Origin of the sequence: Massilia scottii, assembly GCF_030846495.1 — a bacterium.
Lineage (GTDB): Bacteria > Pseudomonadota > Gammaproteobacteria > Burkholderiales > Burkholderiaceae_D > Telluria_A > Telluria_A violaceinigra.
The window spans coordinates 64,187-81,011 of the sequence record NZ_JAVCWM010000004.1 but is presented as its reverse complement, the minus strand read 5'-3'; the positions used below and the strand labels follow the sequence as shown (position 1 = coordinate 81,011).

Annotated in this window: 15 protein-coding genes; 10 read left to right on the top strand and 5 right to left on the bottom strand. The window is 61.9% G+C overall.

The features are described from left to right. The first annotated feature begins 86 nt into the window (after window positions 1-86). The 8 genes from RBA41_RS06460 (at window position 87) to RBA41_RS06425 (ending at window position 9,659) form a co-directional block, all read left to right on the top strand. On the top strand, window positions 87-491 hold the full coding sequence (locus RBA41_RS06460) for an OsmC family protein (protein ID WP_306622213.1): 405 nt from the start codon (window positions 87-89) through the stop codon (window positions 489-491). After that, the gene (locus RBA41_RS06455) at window positions 488-1,357 is read left to right on the top strand and encodes a pirin family protein (protein WP_306622211.1); all 870 of its coding nucleotides are present in this window, start codon (window positions 488-490) and stop codon (window positions 1,355-1,357) included. The genes RBA41_RS06460 and RBA41_RS06455 overlap by 4 nt, the downstream gene beginning before the upstream one ends. Before the next feature lie 498 nt (window positions 1,358-1,855). Next, window positions 1,856-3,052 (top strand): hypothetical protein, encoded by a 1,197-nt coding sequence (locus tag RBA41_RS06450; protein ID WP_306622209.1) that lies wholly within the window; start codon window positions 1,856-1,858, stop codon window positions 3,050-3,052. A 10-nt stretch (window positions 3,053-3,062) separates the two neighbouring features. Beyond that, entirely contained in the window at window positions 3,063-3,473 is a 411-nt protein-coding gene (locus RBA41_RS06445; RefSeq protein ID WP_306622207.1) for a hypothetical protein, read from the top strand. A gap of 370 nt (window positions 3,474-3,843) precedes the next feature. Further along, window positions 3,844-5,040: a porin gene (locus RBA41_RS06440; RefSeq protein ID WP_306622205.1), complete on the top strand. Its 1,197-nt coding sequence runs from the start codon at window positions 3,844-3,846 to the stop codon at window positions 5,038-5,040. A 10-nt stretch (window positions 5,041-5,050) separates the two neighbouring features. Beyond that, the gene (locus RBA41_RS06435) at window positions 5,051-5,461 is read left to right on the top strand and encodes a hypothetical protein (protein ID WP_306622203.1); all 411 of its coding nucleotides are present in this window, start codon (window positions 5,051-5,053) and stop codon (window positions 5,459-5,461) included. A gap of 161 nt (window positions 5,462-5,622) precedes the next feature. Next, window positions 5,623-6,600 carry a DUF2804 domain-containing protein gene (locus RBA41_RS06430; protein ID WP_306622201.1) on the top strand — a complete coding sequence of 326 codons (978 nt, stop codon included), beginning with the start codon at window positions 5,623-5,625 and terminating at the stop codon, window positions 6,598-6,600. A gap of 1,172 nt (window positions 6,601-7,772) precedes the next feature. Then, the gene (locus RBA41_RS06425) at window positions 7,773-9,659 is read left to right on the top strand and encodes a glycoside hydrolase family 16 protein (RefSeq protein WP_306622199.1); all 1,887 of its coding nucleotides are present in this window, start codon (window positions 7,773-7,775) and stop codon (window positions 9,657-9,659) included. Window positions 9,660-9,716: 57 nt separating this feature from the next. On the opposite strand, the gene RBA41_RS06420 is transcribed toward RBA41_RS06425, so the two are convergent. Both RBA41_RS06420 and RBA41_RS06415 read right to left on the bottom strand, forming a co-directional pair. Beyond that, window positions 9,717-10,652 carry a thioredoxin domain-containing protein gene (locus tag RBA41_RS06420; RefSeq protein WP_306622197.1) on the bottom strand — a complete coding sequence of 312 codons (936 nt, stop codon included), beginning with the start codon at window positions 10,650-10,652 and terminating at the stop codon, window positions 9,717-9,719. A gap of 159 nt (window positions 10,653-10,811) precedes the next feature. After that, on the bottom strand, window positions 10,812-11,765 hold the full coding sequence (locus RBA41_RS06415; protein WP_306622195.1) for a thioredoxin domain-containing protein: 954 nt from the start codon (window positions 11,763-11,765) through the stop codon (window positions 10,812-10,814). A 172-nt stretch (window positions 11,766-11,937) separates the two neighbouring features. On the opposite strand from RBA41_RS06415, the gene RBA41_RS06410 reads away from it, so the two are divergent. Then, a complete protein-coding gene (locus RBA41_RS06410) occupies window positions 11,938-12,417 on the top strand; it encodes a hypothetical protein (RefSeq protein WP_306622193.1) in 480 nt (159 codons plus the stop codon). Between the two features lie 18 nt (window positions 12,418-12,435). On the opposite strand, the gene RBA41_RS06405 is transcribed toward RBA41_RS06410, so the two are convergent. Continuing rightward, complete coding sequence (locus RBA41_RS06405; protein WP_306622191.1) at window positions 12,436-12,975, bottom strand: hypothetical protein; 540 nt, start codon at window positions 12,973-12,975, stop codon at window positions 12,436-12,438. A gap of 52 nt (window positions 12,976-13,027) precedes the next feature. After that, window positions 13,028-13,738 (bottom strand): hypothetical protein, encoded by a 711-nt coding sequence (locus RBA41_RS06400; RefSeq protein WP_306622189.1) that lies wholly within the window; start codon window positions 13,736-13,738, stop codon window positions 13,028-13,030. A 117-nt stretch (window positions 13,739-13,855) separates the two neighbouring features. On the opposite strand from RBA41_RS06400, the gene RBA41_RS06395 reads away from it, so the two are divergent. Continuing rightward, window positions 13,856-15,202: an MBL fold metallo-hydrolase gene (locus RBA41_RS06395; protein WP_306622187.1), complete on the top strand. Its 1,347-nt coding sequence runs from the start codon at window positions 13,856-13,858 to the stop codon at window positions 15,200-15,202. A 20-nt stretch (window positions 15,203-15,222) separates the two neighbouring features. Here the strand turns inward: RBA41_RS06395 and RBA41_RS06390 are convergent, their stop codons facing one another. Next, window positions 15,223-16,740 carry an FHA domain-containing protein gene (locus RBA41_RS06390; RefSeq protein ID WP_306622185.1) on the bottom strand — a complete coding sequence of 506 codons (1,518 nt, stop codon included), beginning with the start codon at window positions 16,738-16,740 and terminating at the stop codon, window positions 15,223-15,225. Window positions 16,741-16,825: the final 85 nt, after the last annotated feature.

Below are 16,825 nucleotides of genomic sequence, written 5' to 3'. Positions count from 1 at the left end.
GGAGGCTCCCCCCATTCCGTGGGATGCGCGCTGCCGCGAAAGGGTGTAAATTCCGCCAACACCCACCCTGATCCAGAAGGAACCCCATGTCCATTACCGTCAAGCGCGACCTGTCGCAGCCGATGCGCCATATCGTCCACGTGCGCAACCACCTCATTTGCGCCGATGGCTCGGTCGAGGAGGGCGGCGCCGATGCCGGACCGTCCCCGCACGACCTGTACGACGCCGCCCTCGGCGCGTGCAAGGCCCTCACCGTGGTCTGGTACGCGAAGCGCAAGGGCATTCCGGTCGAGGATATCGAAGTGAGCATCGAGCGCGATGCCAGCGAAGAGCGCAAGGGCGTGTACCGCCTGTCGGCCGCGCTGCAATTCGGCGGCGAGCTGTCCGACGAACAGCGCGCCGACCTCTTGGCCGCCGCCGAGAAATGCCCCATTCAAAAGCTGATGACCGGCGTCACCACCGAGATCACCACCACCCTGGTGCGGCCATGAGCATCGCCTATTTTTTCAAGCCGCACGAGAAGGATATCGGCGGCGGCTTTCGCGTGCGCCGCGTGCTGCCGGCCGCCGCCAAGCAGGCGGTCGGCCCGTTCATCTTCTTCGATCACTTCGGTCCCATCGATGCGCCGGCCGAGGCCAATCACGATGTGCGCCCGCATCCGCACATCGGGCTGGCCACGGTGACGTATCTCTACGAAGGCGCGATGGAGCACCGCGACAGCGTCGGTTCGGTGCAGCGCATCGAGCCGGGCGCGATCAACTGGATGACGGCCGGCAGCGGCATCGTCCATTCCGAACGCACCCCGCCTGATCTTGCCGGCAAGCCGCGCCGCTCGCACGGCCTGCAGTTGTGGGCCGCGCTGCCGCGCGCGCACGAGGAAGACGCGCCGGGCTTTTCGCACACGCCGGCCAGCAGCATCCCGCTGGCGCAGCTCGACGGCGCGCTGGTGCGCGTGCTGATCGGCAGCGCCTTCGGCCAGACCTCGCCGGTGGCGACCTTCAGCGAAACGCTGTACCTCGACATCGCACTCGACGCGGGCCGCAGCATCGAACTCGACGACCTGCCGCCGGAAGCGGCGATCTATCCGGTCTCGGGCGAGATCGCCATCGACGGCGAGCTGCTGGCGCCGCATACGATGGCGTATCTCGACGCCGGCACCGGCGCGAGCGTGTACAGCAGCGCCGGCGCGCAGTTCGTGGTCATCGGCGGCGCGCCGCTGGACGGCCATCGCCACATGGTCTGGAATTTCGTCTCGTCGAGCAAGGAGCGCATCGCGCGCGCATCTGACGATTGGGAGCAGCAGCGCTTCGACAAGGTGCCTGGCGAGACCGAGTTCATTCCCTTGCCCAAGCGCTAACGGGAACTTTGCGGCGTGACAGTGGTCTAAGCCTTCACATCAACCAACCGTGGAGGCGGTCGTGAAGATTCCTGATGAGCTGCAAATTCCCGCTATCGTGTTTGCATTGCAAGCGGCGCTGCTGTTCGGCGTGGCCATGGTGTTCCTGGTACTTCTCCCCGGCGGCTGAGCTCGCCAGACCGGCAGTGGCGGCGCCTGCCGCTGCCGGCATCCCCTTCTTCTTCCGAATATCCTCTTTTCGTACCCGGATCGCAGCGCATTGCTGTGCAAATGCGCCCGCATGCGCATCGTTGTGAGAATGCATATTCTATTTTGCATGCAAGAAAACTACGCTTACGGAGGAAGATTATTCCTTAGGCCATGTTCCAGCGCGCCAGTGCCCGATTACGTTTCCTCAATACAACACTTTCGTGAATTCGAAGCGATACTCGGTACCCAAAAAGTTGCCCGTAGTCCACAATTCGTTCCCTGAATTAAGCAACCCATTGAGGAAAACGAATGAATCAACCACTGCGCCTGGCCCTGGTCACAGCGATCCTGGCAGCCTTCAGCGCGGCGTCGCACGCCGCCGATGCACCTACCGTGACGATCAGCGGATTCGGCACTGCCGCCCTGACGGCCACCGATACGGATGATGTCGAATACGCACGTTTCAACCAGGCCGCCGGCGTCGGCAAGAGCCCGCGTCCGGGCGTCGATTCCAATTTCGGCATCCAGGGCACGGCCAAGATGAATAACTGGCTGTCGTTTACCGCACAGGGCCTGGCCCGCAAGAATGCACGCGATGCCTACGGCGCCGAACTGAGCTGGGCGTTTGCCAAGTTCAAGGTCAGCGACGAGATCTCGATCCGCGTCGGCCGCATCGGCATGCCGATCTACATGATTTCCGATTTCCGCCAGGTGGGTTACGCCAACACCATGATCCGCCCGGCGCAGGAAGTGTATCGCCAGATTTACGGCGACTCGTACGACGGCGTCGATGCGATGTATCAGCATAACTTCGGCGACACCACGGTGACCGCGCAAGTCGGCATCGGTAAAATGTCGGCCAGGATTACCGACGATAACCGCGTCCAGTACAAGCCGGCAACGACGATTCACATCGTGGCCGAAAACGGCCCGTTCACCGTGCGCTTCGGCCGTGCCGATGCCAAGGTCAGCGTGGAAGGCAGCGAGTCGCTCGACGGCTTGCTGGCCACCCTGCGCCAGGTCGGCATGACCAATGTCGCCAACGACCTGGCGATCACCGACGTCGACGGTTCGTTCACTTCGCTCGGCTTCACCATGGACTACAAGAACTTCCTGGTCCAGAGCGAATACGCCGTACGCAAGACCGACTCGCTGGTGATCCATGACACGAGCTCGTATTACACGATGCTCGGCTATCGCTTCGGCAAGGTCACGCCGTACTACTATTATGGCAACATCAAGCAGGACAGCGCCCGTTCCTACGCCGGCTTGCCGGGCACCGGTCCGCTGGCGGCACTGTCGGCTGGCGTGAATTCGGCAATGAAGGCCGGCCTGCAGTCGACCAATGCGGTCGGCGTGCGCTGGGACTTCCACAAGTCCGCCGCGCTCAAGGTGCAGATCGACCATATCAAACCACGCGACGGCGCCGGCGCGTTCCTGAAGGCCAAGCCAGGGTTTAACGACACGGTCAACGTGTACGCCGCCGGCATCGATTTTGTATTCTAAGGAGAGCAGCATGAAGACAATCATCGGCAAGATGCTGCTTGCAGCTGGCTTGTGCGCGGCGACGCTGCCCGCCTTTGCGGAAATCGTGGTCATCGTCAACCCGAAGAACCCGGCCACGCGCATGTTCAGCGAGCAGGCGGCCCAGTTCTTCATCGGCAAATCGGCCTTGTTTACCCCGGTCGAGTTCAACGAAGGCGCGGCCATCCGCACCGAGTTCTACAGCAAGGTGCTGCAGAAGGAACCGGCGCAGGTCAAGGCCATCTGGTCCAAGCTGGTATTCACCGGCAAGGGCACGGCACCGAAGGAATACCATTCGGCGGCCGAGGTGAAGAAAGCGGTCGCGGCCGACGTGAGCGCCATCGGCTACATCGACAAGTCGGCCGTGGACGATAGCGTGAAAGTCATCCTCACGGTGCAGTAAGCCTTGGCGGCCCGGGCCTGTGCGCCCGGCGAGCAGCCGCATGGCGTTCCCGATTGCGCCGGTCGTTCTGGCCGGCGCATCCTCTCTCGCTGCATCCCCGCAGTGATCTTCTACCCCCATCCATCGCATTTGATTGCCACGCGTAATGCACGCTTGCGCGTCCTCATGCCTAAAACTTTTCCGTTTAGCATGCCATAAAATTACCTTTCGCGAAGAGTGTTATTTGTTAGGCTAGATTAAAGCGCACCAATGCCCGCCTGTGTTCCTTCAATACAACGATTTCGTTAATTATGCCGTGTTCGCTGTACACAAATAGTTACTCGTGGCCCACACTAGAGCTTCAGCACTAGCGAACCATTGAGGAGATAGAATGAATCAACCACTGCGCCTTGCCCTGGTCTCAGCAATCCTGGCAGCCTTCAGCATGTCGTCGCACGCGGCCGATGGTCCGACGTTTACGGTCAGCGGATTCGGCACCGCGGCCCTGACCGCGACCGATACCGATGACGTTGAATTTTCGCGGCCGAATCAACAAGCGGGTGTGGGCAAGAGCCCGCGTCCCGGTGTCGATTCCAATTTCGGCATCCAGGGCACGGCCAAGATGAACAACTGGCTGTCGTTCACCGTGCAGGGCCTGGCCCGCAAGAATGCCACCGATGCCTGGGGTGCTGAACTGAGCTGGGCGTTCGCCAAATTCAAGATCAATGACGAGATGTCGATTCGCGTCGGCCGCATTGGCATGCCGATCTACATGATTTCGGATTTCCGCCAGGTCGGCTACGCCAACACCATGATCCGTCCACCCACCGAAGTGTATCGCCAGGTCAACGGTGATTCGTTCGACGGCGTCGATCTGGTGTATCAACACAGTTTCGGCGATACCACGGTGACTGCGCAGGCCGGCATCGGCAATATGAAGGCCAAGGTCGTCGATGGCGCCAAGGTCACGTACAAGCCGGCGACGGCGGTTCACATCGTGGCCGAAAACGGTCCGTTCACCGTGCGCTTCGGCCGTGCCGACGCCAAGGTGACGGTGGAAGACAACAAGGCGCTCGATGGCTTGCTGGCCACCTTGCGCCGGGTTGGCCTGACCCAGGTCGCACAAGACCTGAGCATTACCGATGTCGATGGTTCGTTCACCTCGGTCGGCTTCACAATGGATTACAAGAACATCCTGGTGCAGAGCGAATACGCGATGCGCCGCACCGATTCGCGCATCATCGTGGACACCAATTCGTACTACGCCATGTTCGGCTATCGCTTCGGCAAGGTGACTCCGTACTACTACTATGGCGACACCAAGCAGGAAAGTGCCCGTACGTATGCCGGCTTGCCGACCAGCGGTCCGCTGGCGCCCCTGGCCGCTGGCGTGAACGGCGTGGTCAAGGCGGCGCAGCAATCGACCAACGCGGTCGGCGTGCGCTGGGACTTCCACAAGTCCGCCGCGTTGAAGGTCCAGATCGACCGCATCAAGCCACGCGATGGCGCCGGCACGTTCCTGAGGGCCAAGCCAGGGTTCAACGACACGGTCAACGTGTACGCCGCCGGCATCGACTTTGTATTTTAAGGAGAGCAGCATGAAGACAACAATCGGCAAGATGCTGCTTGCGGCAGGCTTGTTCGCGGCAACGGTGCCCGCCTTTGCGGAAATCGTCGTCATCGTCAATCCAAAGAATCCGGCCACGCGCATGTTCAGCGAGCAGGCGGCCCAGTTTTTCATCGGCAAGTCGTCGCTGTTCACGCCGGTGGAATTCAACGAGGGCGCGGCCATCCGCGCCGAGTTCTACAGCAAGGTGCTGCAGAAGGAACCGGCCCAGGTCAAGGCCATCTGGTCCAAGCTGGTGTTTACCGGCAAGGGCACGGCGCCGAAGGAATACAACTCGGCAGCCGAGGTGAAGAAGGCGGTCGCGGCCGATGTGAGCGCCATCGGCTATATCGACAAGTCGGCCGTGGACGATACCGTGAAAGTCATCCTGACGGTGCAGTAAGCATCCACGCGCCGGGACGTGACCCCGGCGCGCAGCAGCACCGCACAAGGCCCTTCCGCTGTCCGGCAGGGCCTTGTCGTTTCCAACGCGGAAATTTGCCGGCGTACGCGCGTATCTGCTAGGCTGGGCGACCGCGGCACGCCGCTCACCACCCCCATCCGATGACGCCACTTCCCGCCGCGCCCCTGACCATTCCCGCACCGGACGGTGTGCCTGCCTTCGGCCGCTTTGCCGGCGCCGCCACGCGCTTCGACTGGGCCCGCCTGGCCGCGCCGCACGCGCGCAGCCGCTGGTGGCGCCGCTTTCACCACAAGCGCTGGCACTACACCGCACTCGCGACTGATGAATTGTTTTGCGGCATCGCCATCGTCGACGTCGGCTGGACCAACACGGCCTTTGCGTATGTGTTCGAGCGCGGGCAGCGCGAAGTCGCCGCGGGCTTTTCGCGCGACGGCATTCCGGGGCTGACGGCGCGCCTGGCCGATCATGCGGGCGGGCAGAGCCGTTTCAGCTTTGCCGGCAGCCGCGTCGAGATGTCGGCAAGCCAGCTGTCGCTGCGCTGCAAGGGCTTGCGGATCGATGCGGCCATGGCGGCGCCGGGCGCGCCGCTGTTGCTGGCGGTGGGGCCGGTGCAGGGCGGGGCGGTGCATGCGACGCAGAAGTCATCGGGCCTCGCGCTCACGGGCACGGTGCGGCTCGGCGCGCGCGAGTACCGGCTTGAGGGCGGCGTTGCCAGCTTCGACTATTCGAATGGTTTACTGGCGCGCAACACGGCGTGGCGCTGGGCCTCGGCGCATAGCCTGGAACTGGGCTTCAATTTGCAGGCCGGCTATTTTGGCTCGCACGAGAACGCCTTGTGGCTGGACGGCCGTTTGATCGGACTTGGTGCCGCCACGTTCGAGTTCGTCGAGGGCGATCCGGCCGCGCCGTGGCACGTGTTCACCGACGACGGCTTGCTCGACCTGCATTTCACGCCGGAAGGGGCGCGCCGCGAGGACAAGAACCTGCTGGTGGCGGCCAGCCGCTATGTGCAGCCGATCGGCACCTTTTCCGGGTGGGTGAGGGCGAGCGCGGATGGGCCGCGCCGTGCCGTGACGCGTCTGGCCGGCGTGACCGAAGACCACGCGTCGCGCTGGTAGCGCGACGCGTGGGCGCATGTTGCGCAAGGAGCCGGCCGGCGTCTTCATGGTACCGGCGCGGGAATCAAGGGAACAGTTCAAGGCACTTGTCGGCGCGCTTTCGTGCAAAGTGGTGGGAACTACTTTGACGGGCGAGCCTGGTTACGTCCAGACCGCCCTCGCAAGACGCTTACGCGTTTTGCAAGGGCGGTCTCACACAAAAGAAGGACGACTGCGAGCGCGCCGCGTGTTGCGAAAAACCTTGCTTATCGGCGCGGGCAGGCCCCGAAGTCGGCGGTTTGTACCGATGGGTTTGCAGTCGCGGATCCCGTGGGGGCGGACTGGACGGTGATATTTGAGAAGGTGACGTTCGCCAGGACCAAGTTCTGTCCAGATGGGCAACTAAAGTTGCCAGGACCTGGAACAGCGAGAGTAAGACAGCCTGAAACGTTGCCGTTTCTATCGCTGATGAAATCCCCGGATGTCGAGACTTGCGTGTTAACCGTGGTCTTATTTGCTGCGTTGGGGCATTGTCCACTTCTAGTTTGGCAAACATAGGTCGCTGTTGCATTAGCTGTTTGCCCGGTAGATCGTGAACCGCAGCGGTTCGGTAGGGGATTCTTTGGAAGTACATCAGCGGCGTCTTTCACGAGCACATGCATCTCGTGAACTTCGACCTACCGGCGCAGGGTGATGCTGTAGCGCGGGCGCACCGCCTTCGACGCGCCAAGGCGGTGCGCCAAGGCGGCGCGCCAAGGCGGTGCGCCAAGGCGGCGCGCCAAGGCGGTGCGCAACATGCATATCTTTTTATCTTGACATCAAAATTCAATCGGCATATATTTTACATTCCTGATTTGGAAGCGTTTCCATAATCGGGAGAACGGTAAGTTTCCGCTCTCCAATACATCCGAAAAACCGCGTGCACAGGAATGCGGCCCGGCCCGCAAGGAGACCGATGTCCGGCGTGAACCGTTCACGCAACAGGCGTTCCGGCGCCGCGATTTTCCCGCCCGATGCAGCCCGGGCCGCGCGCATTGCTTAGCGACGGCTGCACGTTCCACCCTGAATCTTGCCCGATCGCGCATGCAGCTTGCGCAGCCTGGCACAGCGCGATACCGACGCTGATGGAATCGTTACCAAAGCGCTTCCGGCACGGTGCCGCATTTTATGAAGAGTAGTTACGAGGAGACATTGTGAAAAATCAAAACAACCAGCTGGTCAGCCGCAAACGCACATTCGTACTGTCCGCCATCGCGGGCAGTATTCTGGCCATCTACGGCGCCAGCGCGGGTGCCAGCGTGACCAATCCGGTCATCGGCCAGCTGCTGTGGTCGGAAGAGTTCAACGGCCCAAGCCTCAATACCTCTTTCTGGACGCCGGACGACGGCAACGGTTGCCAGATCAATCTGTGTGGCTACGGCAACCAGGAATTGCAGTACTACAGCCCCAACAACCTGTCCATCGTGAACGTGCCGTTCGAGTCGAACTCGCGCGCGCTGGCGATCAAGGCCCAGCGGCAAACGGTCGGTAGCAACTCCTTTACTTCCGGCAAAGTGACATCGGCCGGCAAGGTACAAGTGCAGTACGGCATGATCGAGATGCGCGTGAGCACGCCGCCGCTCGGCACCGGTCTGTGGCCGGCCGGATGGTTGCTCGGTTCCAGCCCGCAAACCTGGCCGCGCAATGGCGAGATCGATATTCTCGAGATGGGCCATCGCGCCTCCTATCGCCCTGGTGGCGCAGGCATCGATAACTTCACCGGCTCGAACGTCATCACCTGGCAGCAAGCCGCCTGCGTGCCGGGCAACGAAAGCTGCGCTGCGTCGACTGCTTGGCAAACCAAGAACTGGTATATCGCACCGACCTCGATGGCGAACCGGTTTGTTACCTACCGTCTGTACTGGACCGAGTCGCAAATGCGCTTTACGGTCGTCGATAACGGCGTCGAGCACAATATGTACGACAACCCGCTGCCGGTCAATTCGAGCGCGCTGCAAGCGCCGTTCTACCTGCTGCTGAACATGGCCGTGGGCGGTAACTTTACCGACGCCGCTTCGCCGGGACAGGTCACCGCACCGCTGCCGGGCACCATGTATGTCGATTATGTGCGCGTGTATCAGCTCGATGGCAAGGGATCGGTCAAGCTGGGCAGCCAGTCGACGCCGGAAGTGGGCAAGTTCGGCGTGTTCACCGATACCACCGCGGTTAATAACAAGCAGGTGGCCGGCACCAGCTCCGATGTCTTCGTGTGGAATAACGCGTCCATGTCCGCCGGTAATATCGCGCCGTTCGAGGGCAGCAATGTCATGGCCTTGAACTACACTGCGCCAAACCAGTGGTTCGGCGGCAGCGTGCAATCGCGCCAGGCGCATGACATGAGCAATTTCAGGAACGGCAATCTGAAGTTCCGGATCAAGATTCCTGCCAATGTCGCGTTCAATGTGAGTATCCAGGATACCTACACCAACCAGAACGCGGTCAAGTTCCCGGCCAATGCAACCACCTATGGCCTGGTGCGCAACGGTGAGTGGGCGACGGCGACGATTCCGGTATCGACCCTGGTCGGGCCGAAAGTGGCGTTGCAGTCGATGCTGGACCTGTTCCAGTTTTCGAGCGAAGCGACGCAATTGCCGGGCGCGCCGTTCCAGATGGCGATCGACGATATTGTGTGGGAATCGGGTACGCCGACGCCGACGCCGACGCCAACGCCAACGCCAACGCCAACCCCGACCCCGACGCCGACTCCGACCCCAACGCCAACGCCAACGCCGACCCCAACGCCAACGCCGACCCCGACCCCGACCCCGACCCCAACGCCGACCCCGGTGTCGGTCAGCGCCACCCAGACCGGCCCGACAACGCTGCAGTTCGCAGTGCGCACGTCGAGCTGGGCGGACGTGCATTACACGGTCAACTCCGGTGGGCAGCAAAACCTGCGCATGCGCCAGGATGCCGGCAATAACACCTACGCGGCAGGTGGCCTGAAGGCAGGCGACGTGGTCAAGTACAGCTTCACGTACTGGGATACCACGCGCAATTATGCGGTCGATACCGCCCAGCAAACCTTCACGATGAAGTAATCGCGCAAGCGCGCCGACGGCAAGGCGTTCGCAGCGATTGCGGACGCCTTGTGTCCTTTACTTGCTCTTGCCGGCGGCCGGGGCCGCGGCCAGCCATTGAACCGGTGCCTGAATCGCCGCCGGTTTGCTCTCCGGGCCGAACACTGCTGAAATCGAGGCTGATGTCATTCCACGCGGCAGGGGAAGCCACTTGCCATCTTCGGAAACGAGCATGGGATAGATCGGTTTCATGATCTTGATGCCATCCATGATGTGCGACATCAGGTAATTATCCAGCTCCACGCGTTCAGGCGTCAGGGCGCATGCGCGGGCGGCCGGCAAGGTGCGTTTCGTCCAGTATGTTTGCCATGCCTGGCCGGCATTGTCGTCGCACCTGATGCGGGCAACTTTTTCCAGCCAGGGCATGCCGCCAGCCGAGCTCTCCCGCAGCGAGCCGGGGATAATGTAGAAGGTCGTGTTCAGCGTCGGCGCTGCCTTGTGCAAGGCCTTTTCCAGCTGATTGCAGCCCGGACAATCGAGAGCTGAGAACATCAGGATCTTGCGTCCTCCGCCATTTCCATACGAGGTCTTGATCAGTTTGTCGTAATCGATATTGGCCATGATCTCGGCGCGCAGCCCGGCCACTTGCTGTGGCGACATCGGGCGCGGTTTGCCGGGTTGCAGCCCGACGCTGCTGAACCCGCCAGCCTTGCCGGTCAGGGTTCCCGCCTCATTGGTGACGGAGATGAGGTTCCCTTTCGGGCTGTAGATGCCATACAAGCCTTTCACTTGCGCCGGGACCATCGTGGCAGTCGACGCGTTCACATCCGGGAATGTCACACCGGCCTGTTTCATGTTTGCGAAAAAATTGGTTTTCGCTGTATTCGCATCGGCAAGTGCGCCGGCCGGCATCATGGCCGCTGCCAGACCCAGTAAAGCGACGCCGGCCGGGCGTAAAGCGCCATGCATCGGCTTGAACAAGCAAAATGCCAGGCGGATCGGGTTGGTTTTCACTGGAATGCCTTTTATGAATTGAAGAAATGAAGGCCGCAATATCATGTGCCTATGCGGTCGATGCTGCCCAGCAAACCTTAACGATGAAGTAAATCCGCAACGGCGGTGACGGCAGGGCGGTGGCTGCGATTGCGACCGCCTTGTGTCGCCTTGTGTCGTTTACCTGGCCTTGCTGGCTGGTGCCGTCTGGGCCGGCTTGCCGTCGAGCGCGGCCGCCAGCCATTGGCTCGATGGCCGAGGTACTGCCGGTTTGCGTTCCGGAGCGAAGTGGGCCGCGGTCTCGGCTGGCATTCCCTGATACGCAGGAAGCGCCTTGCCATCCTCGCCTATCATCATGGGGACGAGTGGTTTTATGGCTTTTACGCCCTGCATGATGGCGAACAGCGAGTAAAAATCCACATCCGCGCTCTCGGGGGTAAGCGCGCATGCCCGGGCCGGTGGTACGCTGCGTTTCGTCCAGTATTCTTGCCACGCCAGTCCCGGATTGTCGGCGCACCGTATCCGGGCAACTTTTTCCAGCGCAGGAAGGCCACCATTCTTGCGACCGACCAAGGAGCCAGCGATGACGTAGTAGGTGGTGTTCATATCCGGCGCTACTTTATGCAACCCTTTTTCCAGGTGATTGCAGCCGGGACAATCGACAGCCGAAAACATGAGTATCCTGCGTCCTCCCCCGTTTCCATGGGCGATCTTGATCAGCTTGTCGTACTCGAGATTGGCCATGACTTCCGCGCGAAGCCCGGCCAATTCCTTGGGCGTCATTGGGCGTGGTTTCCCCGGTTGCAGCCCGACGATGCTGAAGCCGCTCTTTTTGCCGGCAATGGTCCCTGCCTCATTCGTGTAAGCGACGAGCGTCCCATCCGGGGCATCGATTCGATACATTCCTTTCACATACACCGGGGCGATTCTGGCAGTCGAGGCGTTCACCGGCAACACCACTCCTGCCTGGCTCATGTTCGCGAAGAAACTGGTTTTGGCTGTGCTGGCATCGGCGAGGGCGCTGCCCGGACCCATGGCCGCTGCCAGGCCCAGCACAGCGGCGACGAGCGGGCGTAACACGCCGCGCACCGGCTTGAACGAGGCACATGCGCGGTGATTCAGATTGGGTTTCACGGGAATACCTTCTTTAAATTTTGAAAAACAGAGCAGCAATGTAATATATTCGTCAATTTAATGATTAAAACCCTGCCTGTCGAGTGATAAGGCCAAGTTGCGCCCGTATTCGTTTTTTGGTGGCGCGATAAGCACGCAATCGGCGCGTAATAAAACAGGCGAAGACGAATTCATGGATGACATTCCTGACGAAACATTTTCACGCGGCCCCGCAATCCTCGCGGATATCCTGTCGCGCGACCCGATCCGGGTGTGGTCGGCATCGGGCGCGATTATCCATCTGTGGGATCGCGCCGCGCTCGATATGCTCGCCGCGCATCTGGCTGACATGCAGCGTGCGACCAGCGGCCTGGCGCTCGGCGGGGCGGTGTTCCCCAACGCCGAGCACCTGAAATTCGCATTACGAAAGCTGGCGTACCATCGCGATACGGCCCAGTGCCTGTGCGCGCTGTATCCCGACTACCTGATGTACAACCCGCAGAAGGAGCAAAAGGCCGGTAACGTGCGCATCGACGCCGTCACCCCGGCCGAAGGCGGGTGGGGCGAGGATATCGACTGCACCTGCTGCCGCTGCGGCACCAGGTTCAAGGTGGAAGAGCGCGAATCCCATTACACCTGGTGGGGATGGAAAGCGCTGCCCCGGTACGGCTGACACAAATGAACCGTTGCCTCAATCGGCTGCGTCGAGCCAGAAAATGGCATAGGCCTTGGCAGGCGTTTTTTCGGTCGGCTTTTCAATCTGGATCTGGGCGCAGTCTTCCGCAACCAGGCTGCGCCAGTTGGGAATGCCGGCGTTGGCAAACACCGTGGTGGCCTTCGATGCGAGACTGATATCGAGCGCCAGGCGGGCATTGCGCGCCCCCGTCTTGGCGTAATTCACGCCGCGCAGTTCAAAGCCGTAGGCGGTCAGCCATGGCTCCCACAGGCCCGATTCCACGCCCTGCACGATGCGGCCGAACATATCCTTGAGCGGCAAGCCTTTCTTGATGATGCCACGCAGCGGTTCGAGCGACGGCGCCGTGCGCGCGTCGGTCGACAGCTTGCCCGCGCCGCGTTCCCCGATCGCCTTGATTTCCTTGGAAAAGGCCGCATCGCGTTCGGTGTAATCGCGCATCCGGGCGAAAAATTCGGTACTGATGAACGGATTCTCAGGCCGGCCGACCGGTTCCTCGGGTGCGCGTTTTACCGCAGGCTGTTTTTTGGTGGTCATGGATTCAGTGCTTCATAGTCTAAGGTGGTAGGGCCGTAGTTTAACCTATCGTTCACTTGCCAAGCAGCGCAAGCGATGCATTCCATTGCCCCAGCCACGGATGCAGGAAATCGTGGCCCTGGAATGCCCGTTTCAGTTGCGATACCGGCACCCGGTACAGATCGTTCATTCCGAGCGCCAGCGTCACCGGATTCCACATGGCCTGCTTCTTCGACTTCCTGGCGCTGCCTTTGATACGCGCGCCTTCATCGCCGAAGATGCCGCCGGCGTCGTCCAGCGCCTTGCCGATATCGATCCGCAGCATGCCCGCGAAAGCGGCGATCACTTCGTCCCTGCTGATGCCCACGCGCGCCTCATGCGCCGTTTCCGCCGCCACCGGCTTGGGTTCCGCCTCGCGTTTGAGCCTGGCGACCAGTTTTTCCAGCTCCTTCTTGAGAAAGCGCAGTTCGTGCAGCTCGCGCCGGAAACCCGGCGGCGGCAGCTGAACCACGATCTTGTACGCGTCCTTGGTGATCGTGATCAGCACGTCGTCGCTGCCGGCCACCAGGCGCGCGGTGTCGCCTTCGAAGAAGATCGGCGCCGCATAACCGCCATTGGCGTCGCCGAACAAATCGGGATGACTGGCGTCGTAATCGAGCCACACATAGGGCGTGAGCGTCTGTTCTATCAGCCGCGCCAGGGTCCAGGGCGTGCCGGTTTGCTGTTCCAGCCACGCGCAGGCTTGTTCTGTTGTCGCCCGAAACGGGAGTTCGATGATCGTCATTGTTTATCCACTTACAGGAGTTCGGCGGCCGCGATGGCCGGTCAATACCGCCATGATAGGCGATCCGGGTACGGCCGAGCGTTTTGGGACGGCCGGCCGCGTGAGATAATGGCCGGCATGACGCTCACAATCTCCAGGATTCTCCACGCCGGCTATGTATTCGAATGCGAGGGCACGCGGATCGCTTTCGATCCGGTCTTCGAAAATCCCTTCAGCCGCAACTGCCACGCTTTTCCCGACGTGCGGTTCGACCACGCGCACATCCGCGACGTGCGCTTCGATGCCGTCTTCATTTCGCATTTCCATGACGACCACTGTTCGTTCGACAGCCTCGATTTACTGGACCGCGCCACGCCCATCTACATCTACTGCCTGTTCGACGAATTGTTCGCCATGGTGCGCGAGCTCGGCTTCGTTCACGTGCACCAGCTGCGCATCGACGCGCCGGTGCACATCGGCGCCTTTGCGGTGATTGCGCGCGAGGCCATGGATGCCGACGTCGATTCGATGTTCCACATCCAGGCCGCCGGCCTGAATGTGCTCAATGTCGTCGATTCGTGGATCGATCCGGCGACCCTGCCGGCGCTGGCGCGCTTCGCGCCGTGGGACATGGTGCTGTGGCCATTCCAGACCATGCGCGAAATCGAGGTATTGTCGCCGTCGCGCGCCGCCCCCGCGCCACCCCGGCTGCCGGAAGAGTGGATCGAACAACTGGCCGCGCTCAGGCCGCGCCATGTCGTGCCCAGTTCCTGCCAGTTCGTGCAGGAGCCGTGGTCCTGGTATAACCACGCGTTTTTCCCGATCACGTACCGCCAGTTCGAGGAAGAGGTGGGCGCGGCCCTGCCTGACGCGCGCATCGTCAGGATGAATCCATCGGTGTCGTTCGTGCTTGGCCACGATGCGCTCGACGCCGCGCCGCCATTAAGCTGGGTAGTGCCGGTGGGCGACCAGGATGTCGATTACCAGTACGAGGGGCACGCGCAGGCGCCGCGCACGGCCGATATCGCGCGCCGTTTTCCGCCCTTGACCGCGGCGCAGCACGAGCGTGTGATTAACTACTGCGAAGCGGGCCTGCTGGACAAATACCGGGGCATGGAACTGCCGGAAGAGAGTTTTTTCGAGACGCGGCGCGTGTGGCGTTTATCGGTTTTCGACCATGAAGGGCAGGGCACGCATTTTCATTACCGCATTGTTGGCGACCATATCGAGCCGCTCGCCGGCGTGCCGGATGCCTTGTCGTGGACCACCGAAGTGCCGGTCGCGCGACTGTATGCAGCGCTGGAACTGGGCGAGGCACTGACATCGATGTACATGCGGATGAATGACGCGGTATTCGACGCGCAGACCGAAGCCGATCTGCAGGATGCCGAACTGGTGGACGATCCGTTGATCCGCTGCCTGTTCAACGATGTCTTCGGCGCCTATCAGGCCGCGCAGCTACGCCGCATCAAGGAACGGGGCTAGCGAACCGCCGGGAGCTAGCGTCAGGCGGTCTGCATGTCCGCCACGCCGTGGGTCGACCTCAACGCCGAGCGAACGATCCAGCATTCCGGGTACGACTCGCTGGCAAAGCGCGTATGGCGTGGAAACTGGGCCAGCCGGTCCAGCGCCGCTCCGGGACTGAGTGCGGTTTCCTTGCCGGAAGCCGGGTCCAGATGCCAGAAACCGCCATTCTGGTGATAAATAACCGGCATCACCGACGCTCTCGGTGCCGCGCCGAACGGCGCCAGCGGGAAGCCCGGGTGCCGACCCGGTTCCAGGAAATAGAAACACTCCGCATGCGCGCCCTGGTCGATGCGGTGCACGATCACGCCATGCGGCATGATGGCCGTCACATTCAGCTCGACAATGCCCTTGATGCTGGCCGACAGCTCGATGCGCATGCCGAGCCGCAGCGGCACCGGCTTGTTCTTGCCCGGCCACACGCCGTCGAGCAGGATGCCGTAGCGCGACACATCTTCGATTTCAAAGCCGTTGATGCCCGGGCGGATCACCGCGTGGCGCCCCGACAGGCGGCGCGTGAGGCCGTCGCGGTCCTGTCCATCGTCGCCGAAGTGGGTCAGCAGCACGTCCGCCTCGGGGTCGTACAGTTCGAACCGCCCGAGTACGCACTCCGCCATCGCGAACAGGCGCACCTGGCGCTGCGCACCGGCTTCGGGGGCGGCGTTGACCAGGCAGGCGCAGGCGGTCGGGTGCGGGTGCGGATCGGAATGCGCGGGCACGTCGATTTCGATCAGGTCTTCGTCCCAGGCAATGGTCGAAAAGCCCAGGTCGACCTTGCCGGCCTTGGCGTCGAGATTCAGGTTGGCGATCGAGGCGTTACGTGCGTGCACGTCGATATCGAGGCGTCCGCCGCCGGCCTGGGCATTGACCCGGGCGATGGAGGCGTCGTCCGCCATCACGCGCACGTTTTTATGGGTCGACAGGAAGGTCTGGTGGATTTCCGTCAGGGTGGCATCGGGGCGCGGCACCAGGATCACCAGCGTGCACACCCATTTATGGCGGATGCGGCTGTCCTGCAGGTTGAACAGCTCCACCTCGATGCGGTACTGCCCGTGTTCCTTATTGCGTGACGAAAATTCGATGAACAGCGGGCGCCAGTCGCCGCGCAGGGTGCGCACGAAGGAATGGCGCGCATTGCCCTGTGCGATGAGCGCCGACTGCAATTGCATGGTCACCAGGGGAGCGCTGTCGGGCGGCATGCCGCGCAGTTCGACCTTGATGGCCTGGCGCCCACCCGCCGCGCGCGGATCGAAACCGCTGATGTGCAGGTGAGGGCGCTGCAGCGCGGGTGGCGCCTCGTCAGGGTAGGCAAACGGCGCCGCCCCTGGCTTGGCCGTGGGCCGCGAGCTGCGCAGGGCGCTGATCAGTTCATAGCTTGAATTCGCGGGGCCCGCCGGGGCCGGTACGGCCGACTGTGCATGGCCGTTCGAACAGGCGCTTTCCCCTGGCATGACCCAGAAGGTGCAATGCGGATGCAGAGGATTGTTGCATTTTTTCATAGCAATACTCGCCGTTCATGAGTGTTAAAGCTTACGCGTTTTTATGGATGTGTGGCACGCAAAACGTCAGTGCCATACAACAATA

What these genes read in the sequence shown, in the direction of transcription:
- RBA41_RS06395 (WP_306622187.1), top strand. Translation starts at nt 13,856, where the DNA reads ATGACGCTCACAATCTCCAGGATTCTCCACGCCGGCTATGTATTCGAA.
- RBA41_RS06460 (WP_306622213.1), top strand. Translation starts at nt 87, where the DNA reads ATGTCCATTACCGTCAAGCGCGACCTGTCGCAGCCGATGCGCCATATC.
- RBA41_RS06445 (WP_306622207.1), top strand. Translation starts at nt 3,063, where the DNA reads ATGAAGACAATCATCGGCAAGATGCTGCTTGCAGCTGGCTTGTGCGCG.
- RBA41_RS06440 (WP_306622205.1), top strand. Translation starts at nt 3,844, where the DNA reads ATGAATCAACCACTGCGCCTTGCCCTGGTCTCAGCAATCCTGGCAGCC.
- RBA41_RS06450 (WP_306622209.1), top strand. Translation starts at nt 1,856, where the DNA reads ATGAATCAACCACTGCGCCTGGCCCTGGTCACAGCGATCCTGGCAGCC.
- RBA41_RS06435 (WP_306622203.1), top strand. Translation starts at nt 5,051, where the DNA reads ATGAAGACAACAATCGGCAAGATGCTGCTTGCGGCAGGCTTGTTCGCG.
- RBA41_RS06390 (WP_306622185.1), bottom strand. Translation starts at nt 16,740, where the DNA reads ATGAAAAAATGCAACAATCCTCTGCATCCGCATTGCACCTTCTGGGTC.
- RBA41_RS06410 (WP_306622193.1), top strand. Translation starts at nt 11,938, where the DNA reads ATGGATGACATTCCTGACGAAACATTTTCACGCGGCCCCGCAATCCTC.
- RBA41_RS06455 (WP_306622211.1), top strand. Translation starts at nt 488, where the DNA reads ATGAGCATCGCCTATTTTTTCAAGCCGCACGAGAAGGATATCGGCGGC.
- RBA41_RS06430 (WP_306622201.1), top strand. Translation starts at nt 5,623, where the DNA reads ATGACGCCACTTCCCGCCGCGCCCCTGACCATTCCCGCACCGGACGGT.
- RBA41_RS06400 (WP_306622189.1), bottom strand. Translation starts at nt 13,738, where the DNA reads ATGACGATCATCGAACTCCCGTTTCGGGCGACAACAGAACAAGCCTGC.
- RBA41_RS06405 (WP_306622191.1), bottom strand. Translation starts at nt 12,975, where the DNA reads ATGACCACCAAAAAACAGCCTGCGGTAAAACGCGCACCCGAGGAACCG.